The sequence below is a fragment of the Rhizobium sp. AN5 genome, from assembly GCF_900215255.1.
GTDB lineage: Bacteria > Pseudomonadota > Alphaproteobacteria > Rhizobiales > Rhizobiaceae > Agrobacterium > Agrobacterium tumefaciens.
In genome coordinates, this window is the sequence record NZ_OCMJ01000003.1 from 835,103 (window position 1) to 856,855 (window position 21,753).

17 protein-coding genes are annotated in these 21,753 nt (G+C 57.8%); 11 read left to right on the plus strand and 6 right to left on the minus strand.

Features of this window, described 5'->3' with window-relative positions:
- Positions 1–40: 40 nt before the first annotated feature.
- Positions 41–1,915 carry a DUF882 domain-containing protein gene (locus tag CRP02_RS07275; protein ID WP_174003543.1) on the minus strand — a complete coding sequence of 625 codons (1,875 nt, stop codon included), beginning with the start codon at positions 1,913–1,915 and terminating at the stop codon, positions 41–43.
- A gap of 209 nt (positions 1,916–2,124) precedes the next feature.
- Complete coding sequence (locus CRP02_RS07280) at positions 2,125–3,669, minus strand: sigma-54-dependent transcriptional regulator (RefSeq protein WP_097170672.1); 1,545 nt, start codon at positions 3,667–3,669, stop codon at positions 2,125–2,127.
- Between the two features lie 169 nt (positions 3,670–3,838).
- On the opposite strand from CRP02_RS07280, the gene CRP02_RS07285 reads away from it, so the two are divergent.
- Positions 3,839–5,689, plus strand: coding sequence for a M3 family oligoendopeptidase (locus CRP02_RS07285; protein WP_097170673.1), 1,851 nt, complete (start codon positions 3,839–3,841; stop codon positions 5,687–5,689).
- Between the two features lie 42 nt (positions 5,690–5,731).
- A complete protein-coding gene (locus CRP02_RS07290; RefSeq protein ID WP_097170674.1) occupies positions 5,732–6,367 on the plus strand; it encodes an aminotransferase class IV family protein in 636 nt (211 codons plus the stop codon).
- On the opposite strand, the gene CRP02_RS07295 is transcribed toward CRP02_RS07290, so the two are convergent.
- Positions 6,364–7,272 carry a GGDEF domain-containing protein gene (locus CRP02_RS07295; protein ID WP_097099900.1) on the minus strand — a complete coding sequence of 303 codons (909 nt, stop codon included), beginning with the start codon at positions 7,270–7,272 and terminating at the stop codon, positions 6,364–6,366. The genes CRP02_RS07290 and CRP02_RS07295 overlap by 4 nt on opposite strands.
- 324 nt (positions 7,273–7,596) lie before the next feature.
- On the opposite strand from CRP02_RS07295, the gene CRP02_RS07300 reads away from it, so the two are divergent.
- The 6 genes from CRP02_RS07300 (at position 7,597) to CRP02_RS07325 (ending at position 14,686) form a co-directional block, all read left to right on the plus strand.
- On the plus strand, positions 7,597–9,042 hold the full coding sequence (locus CRP02_RS07300) for a homospermidine synthase (RefSeq protein WP_097099899.1): 1,446 nt from the start codon (positions 7,597–7,599) through the stop codon (positions 9,040–9,042).
- A gap of 148 nt (positions 9,043–9,190) precedes the next feature.
- Positions 9,191–9,565: an outer membrane lipoprotein Omp10 gene (omp10, locus tag CRP02_RS07305; RefSeq protein ID WP_003511448.1), complete on the plus strand. Its 375-nt coding sequence runs from the start codon at positions 9,191–9,193 to the stop codon at positions 9,563–9,565.
- 217 nt (positions 9,566–9,782) lie between these two features.
- On the plus strand, positions 9,783–11,714 hold the full coding sequence (locus CRP02_RS07310; RefSeq protein WP_065662450.1) for a 5'-nucleotidase C-terminal domain-containing protein: 1,932 nt from the start codon (positions 9,783–9,785) through the stop codon (positions 11,712–11,714).
- Positions 11,715–12,071: 357 nt separating this feature from the next.
- Positions 12,072–13,106, plus strand: a complete 1,035-nt coding sequence (gene hemH, locus CRP02_RS07315; RefSeq protein WP_013761853.1) for a ferrochelatase — start codon at positions 12,072–12,074, stop codon at positions 13,104–13,106.
- Positions 13,107–13,166: 60 nt separating this feature from the next.
- Positions 13,167–14,216, plus strand: coding sequence for an SPFH domain-containing protein (locus tag CRP02_RS07320; protein WP_019564923.1), 1,050 nt, complete (start codon positions 13,167–13,169; stop codon positions 14,214–14,216).
- Between the two features lie 2 nt (positions 14,217–14,218).
- Positions 14,219–14,686: an NfeD family protein gene (locus CRP02_RS07325; protein ID WP_097170675.1), complete on the plus strand. Its 468-nt coding sequence runs from the start codon at positions 14,219–14,221 to the stop codon at positions 14,684–14,686.
- A 3-nt stretch (positions 14,687–14,689) separates the two neighbouring features.
- Here the strand turns inward: CRP02_RS07325 and CRP02_RS07330 are convergent, their stop codons facing one another.
- Entirely contained in the window at positions 14,690–15,685 is a 996-nt protein-coding gene (locus tag CRP02_RS07330; RefSeq protein WP_013761856.1) for a KpsF/GutQ family sugar-phosphate isomerase, read from the minus strand.
- A 60-nt stretch (positions 15,686–15,745) separates the two neighbouring features.
- The gene (locus CRP02_RS07335) at positions 15,746–16,111 is read right to left on the minus strand and encodes a PAS domain-containing protein (RefSeq protein ID WP_097099896.1); all 366 of its coding nucleotides are present in this window, start codon (positions 16,109–16,111) and stop codon (positions 15,746–15,748) included.
- A gap of 404 nt (positions 16,112–16,515) precedes the next feature.
- On the opposite strand from CRP02_RS07335, the gene uppP reads away from it, so the two are divergent.
- Positions 16,516–17,994 carry a polysaccharide biosynthesis protein UppP gene (gene uppP / locus CRP02_RS07340; RefSeq protein ID WP_097170676.1) on the plus strand — a complete coding sequence of 493 codons (1,479 nt, stop codon included), beginning with the start codon at positions 16,516–16,518 and terminating at the stop codon, positions 17,992–17,994.
- Positions 17,995–18,054: 60 nt separating this feature from the next.
- Here the strand turns inward: uppP and galU are convergent, their stop codons facing one another.
- Complete coding sequence (gene galU / locus CRP02_RS07345) at positions 18,055–18,942, minus strand: UTP--glucose-1-phosphate uridylyltransferase GalU (RefSeq protein WP_003511458.1); 888 nt, start codon at positions 18,940–18,942, stop codon at positions 18,055–18,057.
- 195 nt (positions 18,943–19,137) lie between these two features.
- Between galU and CRP02_RS07350 the strand changes: the two genes are divergently transcribed.
- Together CRP02_RS07350 and CRP02_RS07355 are read left to right on the plus strand one after the other, a co-directional pair.
- Complete coding sequence (locus tag CRP02_RS07350) at positions 19,138–20,361, plus strand: lytic murein transglycosylase (protein ID WP_003511460.1); 1,224 nt, start codon at positions 19,138–19,140, stop codon at positions 20,359–20,361.
- Positions 20,362–20,425: 64 nt separating this feature from the next.
- A complete protein-coding gene (locus tag CRP02_RS07355) occupies positions 20,426–21,661 on the plus strand; it encodes an SGNH family hydrolase (RefSeq protein ID WP_097171283.1) in 1,236 nt (411 codons plus the stop codon).
- The last annotated feature ends 92 nt before the right edge of the window (positions 21,662–21,753 follow it).

Sequence of the window (21,753 nt, forward strand, 5' to 3'; positions counted from 1 at the left end):
GGTTTTTTGTTGGCCTTTCGGCCGCATTGCAAAGCGGGGCTCAGTGCATCTTCACCGGCGTGCTGAAACGGCTGGACTCGATCGCCGCTGCACCGGGCTTGAAGCTTGCCGATGTGGCGGAAGCCGACATGTCGTGGCTGAGCATACGGTTGGCGACGACGCGCGGTGCCTTCACCGAACGGCCGGTCGTACCCTTGTTCTGGTTGAGCGCCCAGTCAGAGATCAGATCCTGCGTCAGACGACCACCGCCGACCATGGCCTGATGGGAAACCGCGGCATCCTGTCTGCTCGGGCGTGAGCCCTTGGTCGGCAAGCCGGCCGTCAGCCCACCATTGATGGAGGGTTTCAGATCGAAGGCGTCACCGAAACCTGCCTCTGGCTCAGCCTTCGCCGTTTCGGCGGGCGCGACCGTAACCTTGTGGTTGACGGCAGCCGGGAACGGCGCGGCTGTCGGCACGGTAGCGGAATTGATCTGCGAACGGGCAGCCTGGCCGCTCTGTTCCAGAGCCGCAACCACAGTCGGCGAAAGCGTATCTTTCCGCTCTTCGGCGAGATCCTCGTCGCCTTCCGGATCGGCATTGGCCTGTGCCAGCAGGGCTTCCGCCACAGCCGGACGATTGGCCGGCACCGGAATAGACGCAAGTTCGCCCGTCGCTGCGGGTGTCGAACCATCTGCGGATGCGGTCAGGATCGATCCTTCAGCGTCGCCACGCATGCCACGCGGCCCAAGAAGCGTCGGCACAGGCACGGATACCTCAGCCAGATCGGCAAACTGCTGACGCTCGGCCGGAGCAGAGGTCGGCGTCGGTGTTGTCGCAGCCTGGAGGGCATCCTGCGCAGCGTTGCGGGCCGGAGAATAAAGCGCGGTGGCAAGGCCGGTGTTTGCCGGAGGCTGGTTGCCGAAAGCTGGACGTGCAATGGGCAGCGGCGCAGTGCTCACACCGGGAAGCGGTTGGGCGGAAGCAACGGCGATCGTCGGTTCTGGCTCAGGTGCCGCAGGCGGCGGCGTTGCAGGGCGAGCGACAGCCGGACGTTCTGCGGGCTGCGGCGTTGCGATGCTATCGGGATCTTCATCCTCGTCGCCTCCGCCAAAGAGCGCCTGCAACAGTGTCTTGCGCTTGCCGCCACCACCGGAGGAAGCAGGGCCGGCACCGGCGCTGGAAGCAACCTGAATGGAGGAGGAATTGACGCGCTTCTTGTAGTCAGCCAGCGCCTGTTCATAACCCGGAAGCGGATTGCCATCGGAAGGAACGTGCAGCGTATTGCCCTTAGGGAAGATACGCACGAGTTCCTGACGGCTCATGCGCGGCCAGGCACGAACGCCACCGACATCCATGTGCACGAAGGGAGAACCCGAGGTCGGGTAAAAGCCGACGCCGCCAATCTGCATCTGCATGCCGATTTCGCGCAGTGTGGCAAGCTTCACGCCCGGAATGTAAAAATCCATGGCCTTGCCGAGCATATGCTGGCTTTTTTCCGCCACGCCCTTGGTGCGCGTGCGCAGGAGGCCGTTAGTCTCAGGCGAACGGAAGGCCGAAACGACGTTGATGTAATCGGTCGCGCCACTGCGGCGATAGACTTCCCAGACAAGATCGAAAAGACGCGGGTCCATCCGCGTCGGCTGGTTACGACGCCAGTCACGCAAAAAGCGGTTCAGCTCCTGCAGACCCTTCTGGTCGTATTTTCCATTGCGCTTGAAGGTTATGACCGCCTTCTCGCGTGTATGGATATAATACAGTTTGAGACTGCGCGTTTCGGCGAAAGCTTCCGTCGCCGAGACGCCTGCGAAAGGCATTGCGGCGAGCATCAAGCAGGCAAAGGTGACAGCGCGTGCCGACAGCTTCGTGCATATATCCTTGATCAAGCCGCGCGCGATCTTGGTCGACAGCGCGATATTTCGATGCAGATATGGCAATTCGATCCCCGCCTGGAAGACAATTTATGTCACATTGCCTCAAATGAACGTCAAATACGGTGACACGATGGCAAAATTGCCACACAGATGCAACCTTCCTCTATATAGTGAATCAGCCACTAACAAGAGGTTTATAGACGGTAAGCGGATATCCTTGCTCAGAAGTTAACGAATCTTGCTATCTGCCGTCGAATAGGCGGTTTGTGCAATCACGCCGCATCCCGCAACGGATCGTCCGGATCAATGCCATAATCCTTCAGCTTGCGATAAAGCGTCGAGCGGCCGATACCAAGTTTCCTTGCGACCTGACTCATCTGCCCGCGATAAAAACGGAGGGCAAAACGGATAAGCTCCTCTTCGATCTCGGCCAGCTTCCTGATATTGCCTGAGTCGTCCATGCTGGAGATCAGGTTCCCCCCCCGGTAGATCGTGGTGGAAATATCTGACGCCTCATCCAGAATGGCGTGACTTTCGGCGGCCGGAGGCGGCGGAGAATAGGCGGCGAGTTTCAGCGACGATCCAGACGGCGACCGGATCGACTCACCTGCATCGTCCCCGCCTGCGAATTCCGGCAATTGCAGCGCGATTTGCGGAAAATCGGAATCCGCCAGTTCCTCGCCCTGCGACAGCACGACGGCGCGGAAGACCGCATTTTCAAGCTGGCGGATATTGCCCGGCCAGTCATAGGCCGTTAGCAGTGCCAGCGCGCTGGCATCGAGGCCGACGGGATTTGGCAATTTCTGTTCCACCGAAAAACGCTCCGCGAACACCCGTGCCAGATGGGGAATATCCTCCTTGCGCCGGCGCAACGCCGGAATGGTGATCGGAAAGACGTTGAGGCGATAATAGAGGTCCTCGCGGAAGCGGCCTTCCTTCACCTCTTCGATGAGATTCTTGTTGGTGGCGGAAATCAGGCGGACATTCACCTTCTGCACACGCGCGGAACCGACGGTTTCGATTTCGCCCTGCTGAACTGCCCGCAGCAGCTTTACCTGCACGTCGAGCGGCAGATCACCGATTTCATCGAGGAACAGCGTTCCGCCATCCGCTTCCATGAACTTGCCAACGTGTTTTTCCGTCGCACCGGTAAAAGCACCTTTCTCGTGGCCGAAGAGAATACTCTCCACCAGATTGTTCGGGATAGCGCCGCAATTGACGGTGATGAACGGTTTGTTCGCCCTGTCGCCAGCCGACTGGATTGCACGGGCGACCATTTCCTTACCGACGCCCGATTCGCCTTCCAGCACCACGGGAATGCTGGACTGGGCGGCGCGCTGCGCCAGTTCTATCACCCTCAGCATGGCCGGGCTTGCGGAAACGATATCAGTAAAATTCACGGCATTGCTCCGTCCGCGCCTGCCCGTGCGGGCCTTTGCCTCTCTCCTGTCGAGCTTGAGGGCATTGGAGATGGCAGCGCCGATCCGTTCCGGCGAGACCGGCTTGACGACGAAATCGAAGGCGCCGGCGCGCATGGCCTGCACGACGGTATCGATGCCGCCCTGCCCCGTCTGGACGATGACCGGAACGTCGGTGCCGAGTTCGCCAACGGCTTTCAGGAAGGCGAGGCCATCCATTTCCGGCATCATCAGGTCGAGGACGACAACATTGATCTCGCCGCTATATTGCTTAAGCAGCTCCAGCCCCGCCCTGCCGTTTTCTGCAAGCAAGGCCAGATGCCCATAACGTTCCACCGCATTTTTGAGCAGGCGGCGCTGGACGGGATCATCGTCTATCACGAGAACATGCGCGGTCATTTTTGGCTCCGGTTTCCGGTTTATGGACCTGCGTCATGCGGTCCCTTGTGGCGCACTCTGGCACGGGAGATTTGAACATCCAGTTTTGAGATTTGCTTGCATTTTATCCATTGCTGCGGGAAACAAAGGCCCCATATGCTGCGCAGGCATAACGACAAGGACGCGTTCGATGACCCTCAATCGCCCAACACCGCACCCCGTATTTTCGCTTGCCGAAACCTCCGGCCCTGTCCTAGGCGACCTGCCCGGCTGGAAACTCTCGGATCTCTATCCCTCGGGCGATTCGCCGGAATACAAGGGCGACATCGAGAAGGCGGCGGCGCTGGCGGCGGCTTTCGAGGATAAATGGAAGGGCAAGCTTGAAGACGCTGCAAAGGCGACGGGCGCCAACGGCATCGGCGCTGCTCTAAAGGAATATGAAGCGCTGGACGATCTTATCGGCCGCATCGGCTCCTTTGCCGGGCTGACGTATTTTTCAGATACGTCCAACCCGGCAAACGGCAAGCTTTACGGCGACGCCCAGGCGAAACTGACGGATATTTCCGCCCATCTGCTGTTCTTCACGCTTGAACTGAACCGCATCGACGACGCTGTGATGGATGCCTGCATGGCAAACGATGCCTTAGCTGGGCACTACAGGCCGTGGCTGGTGGATTTGCGCAAGGACAAGCCGCACCAGCTCGATGACCAGCTCGAACAGCTATTCCTTGAAAAATCGATGACGAGTGCCAGCGCCTTCAACCGCCTGTTCGATGAGACGATGGCCGACCTGCGCTTCGATATAGACGGCGCAAGCCTTTCGCTGGAAGTAACGCTCAATATGCTTCAGGAGCCGGAGCCGGAAACCCGCAAGAAGGCGGCACAGGCGCTCAGCACCACCTTCACGAATAATCTGCGGGTCTTCACCCTCATCACCAACACACTGGCCAAGGACAAGGATATTTCCGACCGCTGGCGCAAGTTCGAAGACATCGCCGACAGCCGCCATCTGGCAAACCGTGTCGAGCGCGAGGTCGTAGACGCTCTGGCTGCCGCCGTGAAAAACGCCTATCCGCGCCTTTCGCATCGCTATTACGCCATGAAGGCGAAATGGCTCGGCATGGAACAGATGAACTATTGGGACCGCAACGCGCCGCTTCCCGATACATCGAATACGATCATTCCATGGGATGAGGCGAAGGACACCGTGCTGTCCGCCTATGGCGATTTTGCGCCGGAGATGGCCGATATCGCCCGCCGTTTCTTCGATGAACAATGGATCGACGCCCCCGCCCGGCCCGGCAAGGCGCCGGGAGCCTTCGCGCATCCGACCGTGCCTTCGGCACATCCTTATGTCCTCGTCAACTATCTCGGCAAACCGCGCGACGTGATGACGCTTGCCCATGAGCTTGGCCACGGCGTGCACCAGGTGCTGGCCGGCGACCAAGGCGCGCTGATGTGCGCGACGCCGCTGACGCTTGCCGAAACCGCCTCCGTTTTCGGAGAAATGCTGACCTTCCGCAAATTGCTTGACGACACGAAGGACGTCAGGGAACGCAAGGCCATGCTCGCCCGCAAGGTCGAGGACATGATCAACACGGTCGTGCGCCAGATCGCGTTTTATGAATTCGAACGCAAGCTGCACACCGCCCGCAAGCAGGGCGAGTTGACCTCCGAACAGATCGGTGAATTGTGGCTTTCCATTCAGGCCGAGAGCCTCGGCCCGGCGATCAAGATTTCCGAAGGGTATGAGACCTGGTGGACCTACATCCCCCATTTCATCCACTCTCCCTTCTATGTTTATGCCTATGCCTTCGGTGATTGCCTGGTGAACTCGCTCTATGCCGTTTACCAGAAGGCTGAGACCGGCTTTCAGGAGAAATATTTCGAGCTTTTGAAAGCAGGCGGCACCAAGCACCATTCGGAACTTCTGAAACCATTCGGCCTCGATGCGACAGACCCTTCCTTCTGGGACAAGGGTCTTGCCATGATCGAAGGGCTGATCGACGAACTGGAAGCGCTTGACGGCAAACAGGCCTGATCGCCTCCGAAAAATACCGATGACAGGCGACGAGCAAAGGCAATGAAACGCAAACCCGCCGATCTGACCTTGAGAGAAACGCTGCGCTGGGAGCCGCAATCAGGCTTTCAGCGCATTGACCAGCATATGCGCCGGCTATTGCGCTCAGCCGATGCGCTCGGTTTCCGAGCACCGGCCAACGCGGTTCAGGTACTGGAGAAGAAGGTGGGCGGCGAAAGTCCGCTCTGCGTGAAGCTGGTCATGAACTACAAGGGTGAACTCGATATAGAAACGACCGACTTTCAGCCGTTGCAGGAGGGAACCGTCTGGCGGATCCGCATCGCGACGCAAACCAGGCTTGATTCCGCCGACACCTTCTATCGCCACAAGTCATCGCGCCGGGAACCCTATGATGCCGCCCGCGCCGAATTTTCAGCCGGGGATGCGGACGAGGTTCTGCTGCTCAACGAGCGCGGCGAGTTGTGCGAGGGATCATCGACCAGCATCTTCGTCGAAATGCCGGACGGGCAATTGCTGACGCCGCCGCTCGACAGCGGCATTCTGCCGGGCGTCCTGCGTGCCGATCTCATCCGCCAGCGCAAGGCACGCGGGCAGGCATTGAAGCCGGAAGATATTGCCGGTCGGCGGCTGTTCGTGGGAAATTCGCTGCATGGGCTGATTGCGGCGGAGCTGGTCTAAACCGTCACCGACAAAAGCCGGTCGCGGCCTTTTTCCTTGGCAGCGTAAAGCGCCTGATCGGCGCGCATGAAAACATCGTCGGCACTTTCTGCCATCCGATAGGTCGTCATTCCAGCGGAACAGCTATAGGAAAAATCCGGAAACTCGGCCAGCGGTCTGGAAAGCCGCACCTTTTGCAGTAGCCGCTCGACAATCTCCCGGCTCTCAACGACCGAACTGCGCGGCAGGATGATCATGAATTCCTCACCGCCGATCCTGCCAAAACAATCCACCCGCCGGACGACGGAATGGGCGATCCCGACAAAATCGCGCAGCACCGCATCGCCGCATTTGTGGCCGAAACGATCGTTGATGTGCTTGAAAAAGTCGATGTCGAGCGTGCAAAGGCAAAAGGGCGCTTCGAGCCCCTTGCCGACCCGCTCCACCTGCAGCGCGAGTTTGGCGAAAACGAAACGCCGATTCGCCGTTCCCGTCAATTCGTCGGTCTGTGAGGCGCGCACCGCCAGATCCCGGTCCTGCCGCAGGGTTCTGTAGCCCTGGCGCAATTCGGTGACATCGCTTGCAACACACAGCATCCAGCCATCCTGCTGCACCGTCTCCGTCATCCAGAACCAGCGGCCGTCATACATGTCCATCTCGAAGGCACGATACGGCAGCTTGCCGCGCCGGGACTGCGCCGACAAAAGCCAGCCCTCGAAATCGCTGTTTCTGACGACCACGCCGGTTCGCAGACGGTGGTTCAAGCGCATGATTTCCGCCCAGGTCGAAAAATCATCGTCGGCAAGCTGAAAGCTTTCCCGAAACGACGGGTTGGCATGCCGCAACCGGTCCTCGGAATCGTAAAGTGCAATAAGAACGGGGGTGGCGCTCTGAAGCGCTGCGACACGCTCAATAAGACTATTCAACAGGCAACACTCCTGTGATGACGAAAAGCCCCCTTTTCGTCATCTTGCAAAAGTCCCCCAAGCCTTAGGACATATACACGAAAAGAAGAACTTTATTATAAACGTAGTCTCTAAAATGCGAAGGGGAAGAATGCGGTCGGAAGGTCTCGACTTCAATCTCGCCGGATCGCAACCGCGCAGAACGGGATCACCATACACCAACCAGTCACAACTTTCGCATCCCGGGCTTGCGCCATCGTCATATGTCCGTCATGCACCTGCCCTTTATTGTGGCACGCTTTTATGATCTAGCTTACTTATTGGCTTAAAAAGGAAAAATGACGAATGACGGACGCAAACCATCCGATTTACGGCGATATTGACGGCCCCATCATCATGATCGGCTTCGGCTCCATCGGGCGCGGCACTCTTCCGTTGATCGAACGTCATTTCAACTTCGACAAGACCAGGCTCGTCGTCATCGACCCGCGCGAGGATATCGCAGCGTATCTGGCCGAGAGAAACATTCGCCATATCCGCACGCATCTGACCAAAGAAAACTACAAGGAGGTGCTCAAGCCACTCCTTAAAGGGGTTCAGGGTCAGGGCTTCTGCGTCAATCTTTCGGTCGATGCCGCATCCGTCGATCTGATGAGGCTCTGCCGCAAACATGGCATGCTCTACATCGACACCGTAGTGGAGCCGTGGCCCGGCTTTTACTTCGATGCAGACGCCGACAATGCCTCCCGTACCAATTATTCGCTGCGCGAGACCATGCTGAAAGAAAAGGCTCGGAAACCGGGCGGCGCAACGGCTGTTTCCACCTGCGGCGCAAATCCCGGCATGGTGTCCTGGTTCGTAAAACAGGCGCTGGTCAATCTCGCCAAGGATAGCGGTCTCGACATCGAAGAGCCGCAACCGCATGACCAGCAGGCATGGGCAAAGCTCATGCAGCAGCTCGGCGTCAAGGGCGTGCATGTGGCAGAGCGCGATACGCAGCGGGCAAAAGATCCCAAGCCCTTCGGCGCATTCTGGAACACCTGGTCCGTCGAGGGTTTTATCGCCGAAGGTTTTCAGCCCGCCGAACTCGGCTGGGGAACGCATGAAAACTGGATGCCGAAAAATGCGAAAAAACAGAAAAAGGGCAGCAAGGCAGCGATCTATCTCGATCAGCCCGGCGCCAATACGCGGGTACGGACATGGTGTCCCGGACAAGGGCCGCAATATGGATTTCTGGTCACCCACAACGAGGCGATCTCGATTTCCGACTATTTCACCGTCCGCAATGACGATGGCGATCTGATCTACCGGCCCACCTGTCACTATGCCTACCACCCCTGCAACGACGCCGTCCTTTCCCTGCACGAACTTTTCGGCAATGGCGGCACACCGCAGCCGATCCAGCATGTGCTTGGCGAAGACGAGCTTGTCGATGGTGCCGACGAGCTGGGTGTTCTTCTCTACGGCCATGACAAAAATGCCTATTGGTATGGCTCGCGGCTAACGTTGCAGGAGGCACGGGCGCTCGCCCCCAGCCAGAACGCGACCGGATTGCAGGTCAGCTCCGCGGTACTGGCCGGAATGGTCTGGGCGCTTGAAAATCCGCAAGCCGGCATCGTCGAGGCGGATGAAATGGACTATCGCCGTTGCCTTGAGGTGCAGCGTCCCTATCTCGGACCGGTCGAAGGACATTACACGGACTGGACGCCGCTCGACGGTCGCCCGGGACTGTTTCCAGACAATATCGACACCTCGGATCCCTGGCAGTTCCGCAACATCCTCGTGCGCTGAGGGCGTGGCGTCTCATATTTGTCACGCAGGTGTTTTCATGACGGATGTCAGGAACCCGGGAGAGCAAACAACGTTGCCTTGAAATAAATAACGCTTCACGGCATGGTCGAAACATCAGGGTTTCATCGAATCGCAGGAGAACAGGCTCATGAACTTCAAGACAAGCGCTGCTTTGCTTTGTGCCGCAATCGCGGTGTCTTCATGCGTTGCGCCGGGTCCCTCCCAGCAGACGTCGATGGCACCATCGCTTGCCCGCGGCCCGGCCGTGGATGGCCGCTGGATCGACCGCAACGGCATCGTATCGACATTCCAGAACGGTGCTTTCTCCACCCGTTCGACCGATACCAACACGCTTCTAGCATCAGGCACCTATGTCACGATTTCGCCGACGCTCTATGAAATCAACATGACGTCGTTGGTGCGCAACACGCAATCGCGCGTCAACTGCGCGCTCGTCTCCCCGTCACAACTGAATTGCACGACAGACAGCAACAGCCAGTTCTCGCTGACGCGTCAGGGCTGATAACACAGCCTTTTCAATGGTATGAGCTTTTAAAACGCACGCCTCACGCGTGCGTTTTGCTTTATTGCGCCACTGTCACAATTTCCGCTTGCGGCAGCTGCCGCTAAATGGAAACATCGCGCTTTGAAAGACTGACATACTTTCAGACTAGAGAATGAGCACGGCCTGATGATGATCGACCGGCCAAGGCTTCCGCTTTGAACAGGAGAGAGGGACCATGAAGAAAATTTTGAGACTGAGTATGCTGAGCGTTTCAGCGATAACGCTTTCAGCCGGAGCGGCTCTGGCCGATTACGAGCTCAACATTCTTCACATTAACGATTTTCACTCCCGTATCGAATCGATCAATAAATTCGACTCGACCTGCTCGGCGGAAGAGGAAGGCAAAAACGAATGCTTTGGCGGCGCCGCGCGCCTCTTGACCGCAATCAACCAGACAAGGGACGCGCTCAAGGCTCAAGGCAAGAACGTTCTCCTGCTCAATGCCGGCGACAATTTTCAGGGCTCGCTGTTTTACACCACCTACAAGGGTACTGTTGAAGCCGAAGTGCTGAACGCCATGAAGTTCGACGCCATGACCGTCGGCAACCATGAATTCGACGATAGCGAAGACGGGCTTGCGGGCTTCCTCGACAAGGTTCAGTTTCCGGTCGTGACCGCCAATGTGGTTGCCAGCGCCGCCTCGAAAATCGGCGATCGCGTCAAGCCGTCCATCGTCCTTGAAGTCGGCGGCCAGAAAATCGGCATTGTCGGCGCTGTCGCCAACGACACGGCGGAACTTGCGACCCCCGGCCCCAACATCACCATTGCGGAAGATGTCGCGAAAATCAGCGAACAGGTACAGAAGCTGAAAGGCGAGGGTGTCAACAAGATCATTGCGCTGACCCATGTCGGATATCCGCGCGACCTCGAATTCATCGCGAAAATCCCGGATGTGGACGTCGTTGTCGGCGGCCACTCGCATACATTGCTCTCCAACACCGACCAGAAGGCCGAAGGGCCTTATCCGACACTCGTCGACAATCCCGGCGGCTACAAGGTTCCGGTCGTTCAGGCAGGGCAATACAGCAAATATCTGGGCGACCTGCGCGTCGTCTTCGATGACAGCGGCGTGGTCAAGGAAAGCAAGGGCGATCCGATCCTGATCGATTCATCCTTCAAACCCGACGAAGCAACGCTCAAGCGTATCGATGAACTGAAAGCACCGATCGAGGCGCTGAAATCTAAGGTCGTCGGCACTTCGGAAGGCCCGATCGAAGGTGACCGTAAGGTTTGCCGCGTCAAAGAATGCTCCATGGGTAATCTGGTAGCGGATGCGACCCTTGCCCGCGTCAAGGATCAGGGCGTCACCATCGCTTTCGCAAATAGCGGTGGCCTGCGCTCCTCCATCGATAGCGGCGATGTCTCGATGGGCGAAGTCCTGACGGTTCTGCCGTTCCAGAATACGGTCGCGACTTTCCAGCTGAAGGGCGAGGATATTCGCGCTGCCCTCGAAAACGGCGTTAGCCAGATCGACGATGGCGCAGGTCGTTTCATGCAGGTCTCAGGCATGAAATATTCCTTCGACCGCTCCAAGCCGGCCGGCAGCCGTGTTACTGCGGTCGAGGTCAAGGAGGGCGACGCTTTCGTGCCTCTCGACCCGGCAAAGACCTACACCGTTGCGGCGAATAATTACGTTCGCACCGGCGGCGATGGCTTCAAGGTATTCGCGACCAAGGCTATCAACGCCTATGACTTCGGCCCCAACCTCGAAGAGGCTGTAGCTGCCTATATTACGGCCAACAGCCCCTATAAGCCCTTCACGGACGGCCGCATCACCGAAGTGACGCCTGCCGGTTATGTGGCTCCGGCAAAGCCCGCTGCACCAGCGCCTGCCGCAACAGCACCGGCGGCAACTGCAACCGCTCCGGCCGCCACACCGGCCCCGGCTCCCGCAGCACCTGCCGCGACTGCACCTGCCACCACCACGCCGGCAGCAGCCGCGGCTGCCGCCAGCAAATATGTCGTCGCAAAGGGCGATTCGCTCTGGAAGATCGCGGCGGAGAAGTATGGCGACGGTGCCCTTTGGACCAGGATTGCCAAGGCAAACACGCTGAAGCATCCGAACCATATCGAGATCGGCGAGGAACTGGAGGTTCCGGCTCAATAAGCCGCGAACACACACAGACAGGGCAATTTGCCGCAGACGGGAAGCCGGCCTCGCACCATGAGGCCGGCTTCTTATTTTCCCTTTAAAAACAGATCATTACAGGCTGCATTTTATCAAAAGACAATGCGTCCGTTACCGCACCTCGGAAATCACCTCCGCAGGTGGTTCAATCCTTACAAATTTCGTCTAGAACACGTGAACAAATTGACGGCACGAGCGTATAGCTTGAGCATTTCCGGCAAAACCGCGTCACGGTTTGCGGCCGGCCATGTATAAAAACAAAAAATGGAGCGTTTCCGCCCTTTATCCCAAACGGAAACGTTCTCACGCAACCAGTACGAGTTCAGGGTGTCATTCATGACGACAGAATTATCCGCACTTCCCGTAGACCATCCCCGCGTAAGATTTGGCAAGGTCGGCGTTCTGCTTGTCAATCTTGGCACGCCGGATGGTACGGACTATTGGCCGATGCGCCGTTATCTGGCGGAATTTCTGAGCGACAAACGCGTGATCGAATGGTCGCGCCTCTACTGGTATCCGATCCTGTACGGCATCGTCCTCAACAAGCGCCCACAGAAGGTCGGCAAGGCCTATGAGGCAATCTGGAACCGCGATCGCAACGAAAGCTATCTGCGCACCTATACCCGCAGCCAGGGCGAACTGATGGCACAGGCGCTGAAGGATTTGCCCAATGTCGTCGTTGACTGGGCCATGCGCTACGGCCAGCCTTCCATCGCTTCGAAAATCGACGCGCTGAAGGAGCAGGGATGCGAGAAAATCCTGCTATTCCCGCTCTATCCGCAATATGCCGCATCGACCACGGCAACGGTGAACGACAAGGCTTTCGAACATCTGATGAAGCTGCGCTGGCAGCCCGCCATCCGCACCGTGCCGCCCTATCATGACGATCCTGCCTATATCGAGGGGCTTGCCGCCTCCGTCAAAAACCATCTGGCAACGCTGGACTGGGAACCGGAGATGCTGATCACCTCCTTCCACGGCATTCCGCAATCCTATTTCAGGAAGGGCGATCCCTATTATTGCCACTGCCAGAAGACCGCCCGTCTGCTGAAGGAAGCGCTGGGACGGACCGAGAAGAACTTCATGATCACCTTCCAGTCGCGTTTCGGGCCGGAAGAATGGCTGCAGCCCTATACCGACAAGACCATGGAAAAGCTGGCATCCGAGGGCATCAAACGCATCGCCGTCATGAACCCCGGTTTCGTATCGGATTGTCTTGAAACGCTGGAGGAAATTGCCGGTGAGGCCGGAGAAATCTTTCTGCATAATGGCGGCGAGAAATTCACCCACATCCCGTGTCTCAACGACAGCGTCGAGGGTATGACAGTTCTCGAAAAGGTTGTACGACAAGAGTTGCAAGGTTGGGTGTAATCTTGCCATAACGATGCGGGTGTAAGATCCCAAAAAGTTCTGGTGCTGGAGGAAGAAGTGATGATTGCATTGGGCGGTTTCGATATCGTCGTCATAGCGGCGGTTGTTTTGGTCATTCTGGTGCTCTTTGCCGGCATCAAGACCGTACCGCAGGGGCATCGCTACACGGTTGAACGGTTCGGGCGCTACACCCGCACACTCGAGCCGGGCCTCAACCTCATCGTGCCGTTCTTCGAAAGCATCGGTTCGAAGATGAATGTGATGGAGCAGGTTCTGCATATACCGACACAGGAAGTTATCACCCGCGATAATGCCAGTGTCTCGGCTGATGCCGTCACCTTCTATCAGGTCCTCAATGCCGCACAGGCCGCTTACCAGATCACCAATCTGGAAATGGCGATTGAAAACCTCACCATGACCAACATCCGCTCGGTAATGGGCTCGATGGATCTCGATGAGTTATTGTCGAACCGTGATGCCATAAACGATCGCCTGCTGCGCGTGGTTGACGAGGCGGTGGGACCATGGGGTATCAAGGTCACGCGCATCGAAATCAAGGATATCGCGCCGCCGAAAGATCTCGTCGATTCCATGGCGAGGCAGATGAAGGCGGAGCGTGAAAAACGCGCCCAGGTGCTGGAGGCCGAGGGCGCCCGCAATGCTCAGATTCTGCGCGCAGAGGGCGCAAAGCAATCCGCCATTCTCGAGGCGGAAGGCCAGCGCGAAGCGGCGTTCCGCGATGCCGAGGCCCGCGAGCGTCTGGCCGAGGCCGAAGCCAACGCCACCCGCATGGTGTCGGAAGCCATCGCTGCCGGCAATGTCCACGCGATCAATTACTTCGTTGCCCAGAAATATACCGAAGCGCTCTCCAATATCGGTACCGCCAAAAACTCGAAAATCGTGTTGATGCCGATGGAGGCTTCTGCGTTGATCGGCTCGCTCGGCGGCATAGGGGCAATCGCCCGCGACGTCTTCGGCGACAAGGGCGATGCACCAACGGCACCCGCCGTCCCCGCATCTTCCCGCTCGGTGCCGCCGTCACGGCCTTCGGCCCAGGCCATCAACGTGACGATTCCCGGTAATCCCTTCGGCTCTTCATCGGAGAAGTGACGATGCTGCAACGGCTTGCCACGGAGTTGGGACCATGGAGCTGGTGGATTGCCGGCTTCATTCTGCTGGCTGCCGAGCTGGTCGCTCCGGGCGTGTTTCTGATCTGGATTGGCATTGCCGCACTGGTGATCGGCGCGCTCTCCCTGCTGTTCTGGGATGCTGCATTCTGGGCGTGGCAATTGCAACTGGTGCTGTTTGCCACCCTCTCCATCGCCTTCGCCCTGCTTGGCCGGAAATATTTCGGCAAAAACCGGGAGGCAAGCGACGAACCCTTCCTCAATCAACGGGAAGCCAGCCTCGTTGGCCGCACAGCGACCCTGCAGGAGCCGGTTGTCGAAGGACGCGGCCGCATAAGGCTGGACGATACCTGGTGGTCCGTTAACGGTGAGGACATGCCAGCTGGAACACGTGTCAGGATCTCAGCTGCGCGTGGCCGCACCCTGACGATAGAGTCGCTCGACCGCCCATAGCGATCAGGCCACACCGATTCTCAACAGATCGTGGAAATGTACCAGCCCTATCGGCCGGTTATCGTCATCAACGACGATCAGCGCACCGATGTGGAATTTTTCCAGCGTCGCCAGAGCGCTGGTCGCCAGCACAGATTTTTTGACCGTTTTCGGAGTACGGGTCATGATGTCGTCAACCGTCAATTCGGCGAGGTTGCGCGACAGGTTGCGCGCCATATCGCCCTCGGTGACGATGCCACACAGACGGCCATCCTCGTCCAGAATGCCGACGCAGCCGAAATGCTTACGGGAAAGAACACTGACTGCTTCCGGCATGGAGGTTCCCTTGCCGACCAGCGGCACCCGGTCGCCGGTATGCATGATATCGCTGACCAACGTAAGGCCCGCGCCCAGTTTGCCGCCGGGGTGAAACACCTTGAAATCACCGGCAGTAAAATTGCGTGCTTCCAGAAGCGCAACGGCGAGGGCGTCGCCAAGTGCCAGCTGCATCAATGTGGAGGTGGTAGGTGCAAGACCGAGCGGGCAGGCTTCCTGTTCATTGGGAACCAGAAGCACGATATCGGCTGCCTTCGCCAGCGATGCACTCTCCGAACAGGTAAGTGCAATCAGCGGGATGGAGAAACGGCGCGAATAATTGATGATGCTACGCAGCTCTGAACTTTCACCGCCTTTGGAGATCGCCAGCACCACATCATCACCGCCGATCATGCCCAGATCGCCGTGGTTGGCCTCCGCCGCATGCACGAAGAACGCAGGCGTTCCCGTGGAGGCGAAGGTGGCCGCGAGCTTGGCGCCTATGTGGCCGCTTTTACCGACACCGGTGATGATGAGGCGGCCATTAGACTGGCCGATCGTTTCGATCGCCTTGCAGAAAGGTTCGGAAAGCCCGTTCCTGAGGGCCTCTTCAAGAGCGGCAAGGCCAGCCCTCTCCATCGAAATCGTCCGCACGGCGGATTCAATCGCATTGTCTTCAACCAGTTTGACGGCTCTCGTAATCATGGCCGACTGTTACTATTTCAACCGGAATAAGTCCACTCTACAGCCGAAAATCGCCGCTCTTTAGTGGCGCAGGTTCGGTGGAGAAATCTCCTCCATCGTTCCCATCCGCTTGAAAGGGATGTTTTCTTCATCGACCAGATATCGCCCGACTGTCCTTATCCACGAGATAGAGCCGTCATCACGGCGCACGGCATATTCCTGATGGTAAAAGCTGGCGGCCTTAAGGGTCGTGAGCGCAGTTTCGATCACATGATTGCGATGGCCGATATCCACTTTCTCGAGCATCTGGAAAATGCTGATGCCCTGCATCGCCTGCCGCAAAGGAATGCCGAAGAGTTCAGCGCAGACTTCGTCTAGATAGAATCGGTCATTGGTAATATCCCAGCAATAAAAACCGACCTGCTTGACGTTCAAAACGGGATTCATGAAACGACGCTGTGACACAAAATAAAAATCAATTGGATTGCTAAAATAAAACGGATGAGTTCCACCCAATCATAGGGCGATTCCGTGCCAAAATGAAACGTTTAAATCTGATCATATTAGAAATATTAGTCATCTCGGCAAATTTTCTTCAGTCGCGGTGCCGAAGCGGCCAAATCGAACGAGGAAGGCCCCCAGCTTTGCCGCAGCCACAGATGTGCTGAAATCCGGGAGGTCTTTATCAACTGTTAACCATAAAAATCCTATTGTTAAAGCGATATTAAAACTTGCGTCGCGTGTCTGGTCTATTGGTCGTCCACTTCATCTGTCTGCCGCTCATTCGGCTTCAGGAAATGCTGAGACGAACTTTCGATCCGACATCGGCCAAATGCGCCGGGTGAAGAGGAATGATTGTGAAGGGCACCGCCACACGTCTGCCGACGTCGCGGAAAGCAGCAACCCTGCTGCTGCTTGCCTGTACGCTTCTCTACACCCCGGGAACTGCTTTCGCGCAAACAGCGGCCACGCGGCAGCCTGTCGCGGTTCCATCCGGCGATGCAACGCCGGCAGAGAACCCGACAACGACAACTGAAACTGAGGCAAGCACGGTGCGAGCAGCACCGCCACAGCAACTATGGCGCCCCTCGAATAATCCGGGCGACCCCATTTCCGAACAGCAGGAAGAAGCCGGCCAGCCTTATGCCGACGCGGAAAACCCTTATGAGCCAACGGTAGACGGCGGTGAAAACCCGCAAAGAGCCACCGAACCCGGACAAACCCCCGGCATCCGGCTCGGTACATTCCTGCTGCGGCCTTCGATCAGCCAGACGATCAATACGGAAAAGCAGACGAACACCGGCGGCCCTTCCAGACGCAACTACCTGACGACGGGTATTCGCGGCACGCTAACCAGCGACTGGTCCCGCCATGCGCTGACTGTAACAGGCGATGGCGCCTGGGAGAAAAATTTCGGCAGCAAGAATGGCGAGGAGCCAAGGGCGCGGATAGAAGCCGATCTGCGCCTCGATCTCGGCGAAGAAACGACGGCTAATCTCAAGGCGGGTTACGAATTCAGTCGTGAAGGCACCACTGACCCCAACGCTTTGACCGGCGCTGCCGTGCAAGGCGGAGAACACCGTTTCACGACCGGCGCATCGATCCAACGGGATTTCGGCAAGCTGCGCGGGCTGGCGGCGCTCGATCTGTCGCGTACGGTCTACACGGATGCAAAGGGCATAAACGGCCAGCCGATCAGTCTTAGCGATCGCGACCAGAACAGCGCGAACCTGCGCGGCCGCATCGGCTACGAATTGTCACCGGCACTGATCCCGTTCCTCGAATTGAACGCGGGGACGACCAAATATGACAGGCGCCTGGACAATACCGGTTACGCACGGTCCTCGAATTCCTACGGCGCCAAAATTGGAGCCGAGGTCGATCTTGGCGAGAAGACCCGCGGCGAGGCCGCCATCGGCTATCTACGCAAACAATATGACGACGACCGCATCGCTTCCATCGGCGCTCTGACACTGGACGGCGAGCTGAACTGGTCGCCCCAGCGCGGCACCAAAGTCAATCTTGGCCTGCGCACGACGATAGAGGATTTCGCCGGCGGACCGCAGGGCGGCTGGATTTCCTATCGACTGGATGCCGGGCTGACCCATGAGTTGCGCAGCAATCTGGTCGCGCGGCTGACCGGGCAGATCGTACACCGGACATTCCCATCCTCTGACAACGAGAATGCCGTGGAATACACCGCAGGCGCTGGCTTGACCTGGGGGCTGAACCGCTATCTCGATCTGACGGCGGACGTTAGTTATCAGTGGACGCCGATTTATGACAGCAACGAACTGCGCATCGGCGCGGGGCTTGTCCTGAAACGATAACGTTGCCCCAAATAGAAATCCCGGCGCGAAGGCCGGGATCCCGTTGTCCATTTGGTGAATTTACTTCAGTCCGTCGATAAGAGCCTTGATCGGCTCCTCGATTGCGGGACGTATGTCAGCGCGTTCGAGCGCGAAAGCGACGTTGGCAAGAATGAAACCATCCTTGGCGCCGCAATCGAACGTCTGCCCGCGGAAATGATAGCCAGCGAATTCCTGCGACTTGGCAAGCGTCAACATGCCGTCCGTCAGCTGGATTTCGTTGCCGGCGCCCCGTTCCTGATTTTCCAGAATGTCGAAAATCTCAGGCTGAAGGATGTAGCGACCGTTGATGTAGAAATTCGAAGGTGCCGTACCCTTGGCAGGCTTCTCGACCATTTCAGTGATCTTGAAACCCTCGCCCACGGCGTTACCCACGCCGACGATACCGTATTTATGCGTCTGATCGGGAGCGCATTCCTGCACCGCGATGACGTTGCCGGCGGTCTGGTCATAAAGTTCGACCATGCCCTTGAGGCAGCTTTTCTGTGAGTGCATGATCATATCAGGCAGCAGCACGGCGAAAGGCTCGTCGCCGACGATATCACGCGCACACCAGACCGCATGGCCAAGACCGAGCGGCACCTGCTGACGCGTGAAGCTTGCCGTGCCCGCCTTGGGCAGAAGGCCGGCCAGCAATGTAAGCTCGGCATTCTTGTTGCGCTCGCGCAGCATTTGTTCGAGTTCAAATTGAATATCAAAATAATCTTCAATCACCGCCTTGCCGCGGCCGGTGACAAATACAAAATGCTCGATGCCCGCTTCCGCCGCCTCGTCGACGACGTATTGGATGACCGGCTTGTCAACGACAGTGAGCATTTCTTTCGGAACCGCCTTGGTTGCGGGCAGGAAACGCGTACCCAGACCTGCGACCGGAAATACGGCCTTCCGAATTTTCTTATGTTCTACCACATATCCCTCCTGAGAGATAAAACTTGATCACAATCCCCGCACAGTGTTGTTATTTCAAAAATAACAACGTTTTGTAAAGGGTGACGCTACCATCTATTAATGGTAAAGAATTTGTTGACATTCTTTTGTTATGCATGACGACGCCCGATGCGTTTTCGCAATCGAAATGATATTCGAGAGAACGAAAGACTGACGATGACAAAGATGATCCTTTCAAATGTCCGCAAATTCGGCTGCATGATGGTTGCAGGTCTGGCGATCTCGCTGGCCCCCGTCTCGGCCCGGGCCGATGCTGGGTTCAAGCAGTGGATCAACCAGTTCTACGCAACAGCCGCGAAAGAAGGCATTAGCAAGGCGACCTACCAGAAAGCCTTTGCTGGTGTCAGCGAGCCGGATCCGGATGCGCTGCGCAAGGCGACCTTCCAGCCGGAATTCACCACCCAGATCTGGGATTATCTCGATTCCCGCGTCAACCCCTATACGGTGCGCATCGGCCGCGAGATGAAGATGAAGCATGCGACGACGCTCAACTGGATCGAGCGAAACTTCAACGTCGACAAACACATCATTCTCGCAATCTGGTCGATGGAATCAAATTACGGCGCGGTTCTCGAAAAGCCGGAGCGCCTGCACAATATTCCGCAGGCACTGGCCACGCTCGCCTATTCCGACCCCAAACGCGCCAAGTTCGCGCGCACGCAATTGATCGCCGCACTTAAAATCCTGCAGGCGGGCGATGTCACGCCCAAGCAGCTGACGGGTTCCTGGGCGGGGGCGATGGGCCATACCCAGTTCATTCCGACCAGCTACCTGCTCTATGCTGTCGATGCGGACGGCAACGGTAAGCGCGACATCTGGCACTCGGTTCCGGACGCGCTGGCGACGGCCGCCAATCTTCTCGCCAAGAACGGCTGGGAGCCCGGCCGGACCTGGGGTTACGAAACAGCCGTGCCGCGTGGCGGTGCCCGTTATGAGGGGCAGACGAAGTCCATTGCGGAATGGACCAAGCTTGGCTTTGCCCGCCCGAACGGCAAGAATTTCACCCGCGGCTCCGATCGCGCCATGCTGAAACTGCAGGGTGGGGCAAATGGTCCAGGTTTCCTGATGATGAAAAACTTCTTCACTATCAAGAAATACAACGCCTCCGACAGCTATGCGCTGGCCGTTGGCCTGCTTGCGGACGAGATCGCCGGTTATGGCGGCATGCAGCAGAAATGGCCGCGTCCGGACGGCACGCTGGATATTCGTGAAAAATTCGAACTCCAGACCCGCATGAAAGAACTGGGCTATTACGATGGCGAGGTCGATGGCAATTTCGGCTCCGGTTCGAAGGCGGCGATCAGCGCCATCCAGTCGCGCATGGGTCTGGAAACCGACGGTCAGCCGTCGCAGCGATTGCTGAGAGCCCTGCGGAATTGATAATATGCCGGTGAATTCGGCGGCGGTCTTCAACGCCGCCGAAGCATCCGGAAGGATCTATGTCATGAGTAGGAAACCTGCGGCAAAAAGCACAAGGACGGGCTGGCGCATCTGCGCCATCATTCTTTGTGCTGTCTTGTGCATGCCGCTTGTCCCTTCGCAAACCTTCGCCCAGGAACAGCGGCGCACCCTGTTCGAAATGCTGTTTGGCCGGCCCGTGGGCCGGGAGGACACGCCCGGCCGCGAATACCAGCCCCGCAATCGTCGGGATTTCCCGGCTGCCCCGCGTGAAAAATCAGTCACCCGCCCGCAACCCGCAAGAAAAGCGCCTTCGGTGGTTCAGATGCGAACCGTAAAACCGGAGCCGACCGCCAAGCTTGAAAATGCCAGGCGCGTTCTGGTCGTCGGTGATTTTCTGGCCGGTGGCATGGGGGAAGAGTTGGTCAATGCCTTCGCCAGCTCTCCGGGAATTTCGGTCGATGTGCGCGCGAATGGTTCTTCGGGCCTCGTACGCACGGATTATTACGACTGGTTCGCCAATCTGCCGCAGTTCATAACCGAAACAAATCCCGCCACCATCGTCATCATGATGGGATCGAACGATCGCCAGCAGATGCAGATCGGCGATATCAGGGAAAAATTCGGCACCGATGTCTGGTTCAAGGAATATGAGCGGCGGATCGATGAACTTCTGACCCTTGCCGGCCGCCCGAAGGTGCCGCTGCTGTGGGTTGGCCTGCCTGCCTTCCAGTCAACCTCACTCTCGGCCGATCTCGTCGGCTTCAACCGGCTTTATCGCAGCCATATCGAAAAATACGGCGGCGAATTCGTCGATGTCTGGGACGGCTTCGTCGACGAGGCCGGTAAATTTGTTATCACCGGCTACGACATGAACGGCCAGCAGGCCCGTCTGCGTGAGGCAGATGGCGTCGGCATGACGCAGGCCGGAAAACGCAAGCTTGCTTTTTACGTCGAGAAATTCGTGCGCAGGCACCTCGACAGCGCCGGACCGGACCTCGTGAAGCTGGACGGCAGCAATTTGCCTGCACTCACCTCCCTTCCCGCGCTTGGCATCGACGCGGGACAGGTGCGCACCCAGCCGATCAGCCTGACCGATCCGAACCTCGATGGCGGTGACAAGCTGCTTGGCGATGTCCCTTCGACGACCGTATCGACACGTGTCTCGGTGGTAGAATCGCCACGTGAACGACTGACCAAGCGGGGCGAGATGGCCGATGCACCGGCGGGTCGTATCGATGACTACCGGGTTGTCCCGGATACCGCTCAGGCCAGGCAATAGCCACTTCTCCGCCTTCGCTGCTACGGCTCGAGCCGGCGTAATGTTGAGGCAACCCGGCAATGGCAGGATAAATACAGCTTTGCAGCAAATGC